2 protein-coding genes are annotated in these 6654 nt (G+C 71.9%); both read right to left on the bottom strand.

Going from position 1 to position 6654, the window contains the following annotated elements; all coding sequences use genetic code 11:
- Nucleotides 1–612: 612 nt before the first annotated feature.
- On the bottom strand, nucleotides 613–2073 hold the full coding sequence (locus JFN87_RS19795; RefSeq protein WP_209341787.1) for a glutamate synthase subunit beta: 1461 nt from the start codon (nucleotides 2071–2073) through the stop codon (nucleotides 613–615).
- Nucleotides 2066–6625, bottom strand: coding sequence for a glutamate synthase large subunit (gltB, locus tag JFN87_RS19790; RefSeq protein ID WP_209341785.1), 4560 nt, complete (start codon nucleotides 6623–6625; stop codon nucleotides 2066–2068). The genes JFN87_RS19795 and gltB overlap by 8 nt, the downstream gene beginning before the upstream one ends.
- Nucleotides 6626–6654: the final 29 nt, after the last annotated feature.

Raw genomic sequence — 6654 nt, 5'->3', positions numbered from 1 at the left:
GACGGCCACGTAGCCGTACCTGGACAGCGCGGCGCCTGGCCCTGGAACGCATCCCGCCACGACGCGAGGACTGAGCCGCCGGCCGCGGCGCGGTATCGAGGCCGTCGCGCCGGAGGGCACAGCACGTCGTCCCCGGGCCCGGCCCCTGCCCCGGCCGCCAGGGGCTGGCCCTTCGGAGCGCCCGGCCCGTCGGCCGTCAAGGCGCGGGCTCCCGGCCCGGGACCCTGCGACGGGGGCGGCGCGTGTCAGGGCCGCCACGCCGTAGGGCGCGGGACGCGATGGCACTGGCCGTCGCGCCGGCAGGCGGCCATGGCACCGCGCGTGAACGGCCGACAGCCACCCCGCTTCCTGCCCCGCGCATGCGGTGCGGGGTTCGGTGCGGTGTGCACGGCCGCGCCGGCGGCCCGCGCCGCGCGGAGGGAGCGCGGGCGCCCGGGACATGCCACGGCGCCCGCCGTGTCCGGTCGGGGACGGGGCGGGCGCCGTGTACTGCGGAGGGCCGGGGGAAGCGCCTCCCCCGGCCGGACCGTCCGTACGCCGTTGTACGGGACGTCTCACCGCGCACTCGGCGCGGTCGTGCTCACCGCGCGCTCGGCGCGGTCGTGGGTGCCGTCACACCACGAGGGCGCGGTCCGTGGGACGGATCGGGGCGGGCAGGTCGCTCGCTCCCGACAGGTGGCCGTCGACGGCGCGGGCCGCCGAGCGGCCCTCCGCGATCGCCCACACGATCAGCGACTGGCCGCGGCCCGCGTCGCCCGCGACGTACACGCCGGGGACGTTGGTGGCAAAGTCCGCGTCGCGTGCGACGTTGCCCCGCGCGTCGAGTTCGAGGCCGAGCTGCTCGACGAGGCCGTTGGACCGGTCGGTGCCGGTGAACCCCATGGCCAGAGTGACGAGCCCCGCGGGGATGACCCGCTCGGTGCCTTCGAGCGAGACGATCTTGCCGTCCTTGAACTCCACCTCGACGAGGTGCAGTGACTGGACGTTGCCGTCCTCGTCGCCCTCGAAGTGCGTGGTGGAGACCGAGTACAGCCGCTCGCCGCCCTCCTCGTGCGCGGAGGTGACCTTGTAGAGCATCGGGAACGTGGGCCACGGCTGGTGCTCGGCGCGCTCGTCGCCCGGGCGCGGCATGATCTCCAGCTGGGTCACGGACAGGGCGCCCTGGCGGTGTGCGGTGCCGACGCAGTCGGCGCCGGTGTCGCCGCCGCCGATGACCACGACGTGCTTGTCCTTCGCGGTGATCGGGGAGTTCGTGAGGTCGCCCTCCTGCACCTTGTTGGACAGCGGCAGGTACTCCATCGCGTAGTGCACACCGTTCAGCTCGCGGCCCGGCACGGGCAGGTCGCGCGAGACGGTCGCGCCGGCGGCGATGACGACCGCGTCGTACCTGCGGCGCAGCTTCGCCGCGTCGAGGTCCCGGCCGATCTCCACGCCGGTGCGGAACTTGGTGCCTTCCGCACGCATCTGCTCGACGCGGCGGTTGATGTGGGACTTCTCCATCTTGAACTCGGGGATGCCGTAGCGCAGCAGCCCGCCGATGCGGTCGGCGCGCTCGTACACCACGACGGTGTGTCCCGCCCGGGTCAGCTGCTGGGCGGCGGCGAGCCCCGAGGGGCCCGAGCCGATCACGGCGACGGTCTTGCCGGAGAGCCGCTCGGGCGGCTGCGGTGTGACGTCGCCCGTCTCCCACGCCTTGTCGATGATGGAGACCTCGACGTTCTTGATGGTGACGGGGGGCTGGTTGATGCCGAGCACGCACGCGGACTCGCACGGCGCGGGGCACAGCCTGCCGGTGAACTCCGGGAAGTTGTTCGTGGCGTGGAGACGCTCTATGGCGGCGTTCCAGTCCTCGCGGTAGGCGTAGTCGTTCCACTCGGGGATGAGGTTTCCGAGCGGGCAGCCGTTGTGGCAGAACGGGATGCCGCAGTCCATACAGCGGCCGGCCTGCTTGCTGACGATCGGCAGCAGGGAGCCGGGTACGTAGACCTCGTTCCAGTCCTTGACGCGCTCGGCGACGGGTCGGCTCGTGGCGACCTCGCGGCCGGTGGTGAGAAAGCCCTTCGGGTCAGCCATGGGTCGCCGCCTCCATCATCTTCTCGGTGGTCTCGGTCTCGGAGAGCCCGGCCAGCTCGGCGGCGTCCTTGGCGGCGAGCACGGCCTTGTAGGCGGCCGGGATGATCTTGCTGAACCGGTCGGCCGCGGTGTCCCACTCGGCCAGCAGCTTCGCGGCGACGGTGGAGCCCGTCTCCTCGTGGTGGCGGCGCACCACGTCGTGCACCCACAGCTTGTCGCCGTCGTCGAGCGGCCCGACCGCGGCCAGGTTGCCGGCGTTGACGTCGTCGGGGTCGAGGTCGATGACGTACGCGGTGCCGCCGGACATGCCGGCCGCGAAGTTGCGTCCCGTCGGGCCGAGGACGACGGCGTGGCCGCCGGTCATGTACTCGCAGCCGTGGTCGCCGACGCCCTCGGTGACGACGGTGGCGCCGGAGTTGCGCACGCAGGTGCGCTCGCCGCTGCGTCCGCGCAGGAACAGCTCGCCGCCGGTCGCGCCGTAGGCGATGGTGTTGCCCGCGATGGTGGAGTACTCGGCGAGGTGGTCGGCGCCGCGGTCGGGCCGTACGACGACGCGTCCGCCGGAGAGGCCCTTGCCGACGTAGTCGTTGGCGTCGCCCTCGAGCCGCAGGGTGATGCCGGACGGCAGGAACGCGCCGAAGGACTGGCCCGCGGATCCGGTGAACGTGATGTCGATGGTGTCGTCGGGCAGGCCCGCGCCGCCGAACCGCTTGGTGACCTCGTGGCCGAGCATGGTGCCGACCGTGCGGTTGATGTTGCGGATGCCGATCTGGGCCCGTACGGGCTGCGCGGCCTCGGCGCTCTCGGCGCCGAGCGCGTCCGCGGCGAGGCGGATCAGCTCGTTGTCGAGCGCCTTGTCGAGGCCGTGGTCCTGGGCGACCGTGCGGTGGCGCACGGCGCCCCTGCCGAGAACCGGCACGTGGAACAGCGGCGCCAGGTCGAGGCCCTGGGCCTTCCAGTGACCCACGGCCTGCTCGGTGTCGAGGAGTTCGGCGCGGCCGACGGCCTCCTCCAGGGTGCGGAAGCCGAGTTCGGCGAGGAGTTCGCGCACCTCCTGGGCGATGTACTCGAAGAACCGCACCACGTACTCGGCCTTGCCGGAGAACCGCTCGCGCAGCACCGGGTTCTGGGTGGCGATGCCGACGGGGCAGGTGTCGAGGTGGCACACGCGCATCATCACGCAGCCGGACACCACCAGGGGCGCCGTCGCGAAGCCGAACTCCTCGGCGCCGAGGAGCGCGGCGATGACGACGTCGCGGCCGGTCTTGAGCTGGCCGTCGGTCTGCACGACGATCCGGTCGCGCAACCCGTTGAGCAGCAGCGTCTGCTGGGTCTCGGCGAGGCCGAGCTCCCAGGGGCCGCCCGCGTGCTTGAGTGACGTGAGCGGGGAGGCGCCGGTGCCGCCGTCGTGTCCCGAGATCAGCACGACGTCGGCGTGCGCCTTGGACACGCCGGCCGCGACCGTGCCGACGCCGACCTCGGAGACCAGCTTCACGTGGATGCGGGCCACGGGGTTGGCGTTCTTCAGGTCGTGGATGAGCTGGGCGAGGTCCTCGATGGAGTAGATGTCGTGGTGCGGCGGCGGCGAGATCAGGCCGACGCCGGGCGTGGAGTGCCGGGTGTTCGCGACCCACGGGTAGACCTTGTGGCCGGGCAGCTGGCCGCCCTCGCCGGGCTTCGCGCCCTGCGCCATCTTGATCTGGATGTCGTCGGCGTTGACGAGGTACTCGCTGGTGACGCCGAACCTGCCGGACGCGACCTGCTTGATCGCGGAGCGCCGCGCGGGGTCGTGGAGCCTGTCGGTGTCCTCGCCGCCCTCGCCGGTGTTGGACTTGCCGCCGAGGCGGTTCATGGCGATGGCGAGCGTCTCGTGCGCCTCGCGGGAGATCGACCCGTACGACATGGCGCCGGTGGAGAAGCGCTTGACGATCTCGGACGCCGGCTCGACCTCGTCGACCGGGATGGGCTCGCGTCCTGAGGCGAAGTTGAACAGGCCGCGCAGTGTCATGAGCCGCTCGGACTGCTCGTTGACGCGGTCGGTGTACTTCTTGAAGATGTCGTACCGGCCGGAGCGCGTGGCGTGCTGGAGCCGGAAGACCGTCTCGGGGTCGAACAGGTGCGGCTCGCCCTCGCGCCGCCACTGGTACTCGCCGCCGATCTCCAGCTTGCGGTGGCTCGCGGAGATCCCGGAGGCCGGGTAGCCCTTGGCGTGCCGGGCGGCGACCTCCTGCGCGACGATGTCGAGCCCGGCGCCGCCGATCTTGGTGGCGGTGCCGTTGAAGTACCGGTCGACGAACCCCTGGTCGAGGCCGACGGCCTCGAAGACCTGCGCGCCGCGGTAGGAGGCGACGGTGGAGATGCCCATCTTGGACATGACCTTCAGGACACCCTTGCCGAGCGCGCGGATCAGGTTGCGGATGGCCTGCTCGGGCTCCAGGCCCTGGATGAAGGTCCCGGCGCGCACCAGGTCCTCCACCGACTCCATCGCGAGGTACGGGTTGACGGCGGCGGCGCCGTAGCCGATGAGCAGCGCGATGTGGTGCACCTCGCGCACGTCGCCGGCCTCGACGAGCAGGCCCACCTGCGTGCGCTGCTTGGTGCGGATGAGGTGGTGGTGCACAGCCGCGGTCAGCAGCAGCGACGGGATGGGCGCCTGCTCGGCGTCCGAGTGCCGGTCGGACAGGACGATGATGCGGGCGCCGCCGTCGATCGCCGCGTCGGCCTCGGCGCAGATCTCGTCGATGCGCGCGGCGAGCGCCTCGCCGCCGCCAGCGACCCGGTAGAGGCCGGAGAGGGTGGCGGCCGTCATGCCGGGCATGTCGCCGTCGGCGTTGATGTGGATGAGCTTGGCGAGCTCGTCGTTGTCGATGACGGGGAAGGGCAGGGTGACGCTGCGGCAGGACGCGGCGGTCGGTTCGAGCAGGTTGCCCTGCGGGCCGAGCGACGACAGCAGCGAGGTGACGAGCTCCTCGCGGATGGCGTCCAGCGGCGGGTTGGTGACCTGCGCGAACAGCTGCGTGAAGTAGTCGAACAGCAGCCGCGGGCGGGCCGAGAGCGCCGCGATGGGCGAGTCGGTGCCCATGGAGCCGATGGGCTCCGCCGCGGTGCGCGCCATCGGCGCGAGGAGGATGCGCAGCTCCTCCTCGGTGTAGCCGAAGGTCTGCTGGCGGCGGGTGACGGACGCGTGCGTGTGCACGATGTGCTCGCGCTCGGGCAGGTCGGACAGCTCGATCTCGCCGGCTTCGAGCCACTCCTGGTACGGGTGCTCGGCGGCGAGCGTCGCCTTGATCTCGTCGTCCTCGATGATGCGGTGCTCGGCGGTGTCCACGAGGAACATGCGGCCGGGCATGAGGCGGCCCTTACGCACGACCTTGCCCGGGTCTATGTCAAGGACGCCGACCTCGGAGGCGAGCACGACGAGGCCGTCGTCGGTGACCCAGTAGCGTCCCGGCCGCAGGCCGTTGCGGTCGAGGACAGCGCCGACCTGGGTGCCGTCGGTGAAGGAGACGACGGCGGGGCCGTCCCACGGCTCCATCATCGTGGAGTGGTACTGGTAGAAGGCCCGGCGTGCCGGGTCCATGGCGTCGTTGTTCTCCCACGCCTCGGGGACCATCATCAGCACCGAGTGGGGCAGCGAGCGGCCGCCGAGGTGCAGCAGTTCGAGTACCTCGTCGAACGTCGCGGAGTCGGAGGCGCCCGGGGTGTTGATCGGGAAGATCCGGTCGAGGGCGCCGTCGCCGAACAGCCCGGAGGCGAGCTGCGACTCGCGGGCCTTCATCCAGTTGCGGTTGCCCTGGACGGTGTTGATCTCGCCGTTGTGCGCGACGAAGCGGTACGGGTGGGCCAGCGGCCAGCTCGGGAAGGTGTTCGTGGAGAACCGCGAGTGCACGAGGGCGATGGCGGTGGCGAAGCTGGGGTCCGAGAGGTCCGCGAAGAAGGGCTCGAGCTGCTCGGTGGTGAGCATGCCCTTGTAGACGACGGTGCGCGACGACAGGGACGGGAAGTACACGCCGGCCTCGCGCTCGGCGCGCTTGCGCAGCACGAACGCCTTGCGGTCCAGCGCGATGCCGCTGCTGCGGTGGTCGGTGACGAAGAGCTGACGGAAGATCGGCACGGTGGCGCGCGCCGTGAGACCGAGGATCCGCGGCCTCACGGGCACCTCGCGCCAGCCGAGTACGGTCAGGCCCTCCTCGGCCGCGATCGCCTCGATGGCACAGACGCCCTCGTCGACTTCCTCGGCGGGCAGGAAGGCCGTGCCGACGGCATATTCGCCGGCCGCGGGGAGAGTGAACCCGGTGGCCTCGCGGAAGAAGGCGTCGGGGACCTGCAGGAGGATCCCCGCGCCGTCGCCCGAGTCGGGCTCGGAGCCGGTGGCGCCCCGGTGCTCCAGGTTGCGCAGGACGGTCAGCGCCTGCTCGACCAGCGCGTGGCTGGCATCGCCGGTGAGGGTGGCGACGAAACCGACGCCGCACGCGTCGTGTTCGTCGCGGGGGTCGTACATCCCCTGCGGGGCGGGGCGACCGTCCATGGGCGACCAGGCGTGGGAACGCATCGGCTCTCCCGTCGTCGTCGTGGCATATG

Source organism: Streptomyces montanisoli (assembly GCF_017813245.1).
Classification (GTDB): domain Bacteria; phylum Actinomycetota; class Actinomycetes; order Streptomycetales; family Streptomycetaceae; genus Streptomyces; species Streptomyces montanisoli.
This window is presented reverse-complemented; position numbering and strand designations above follow the sequence as displayed.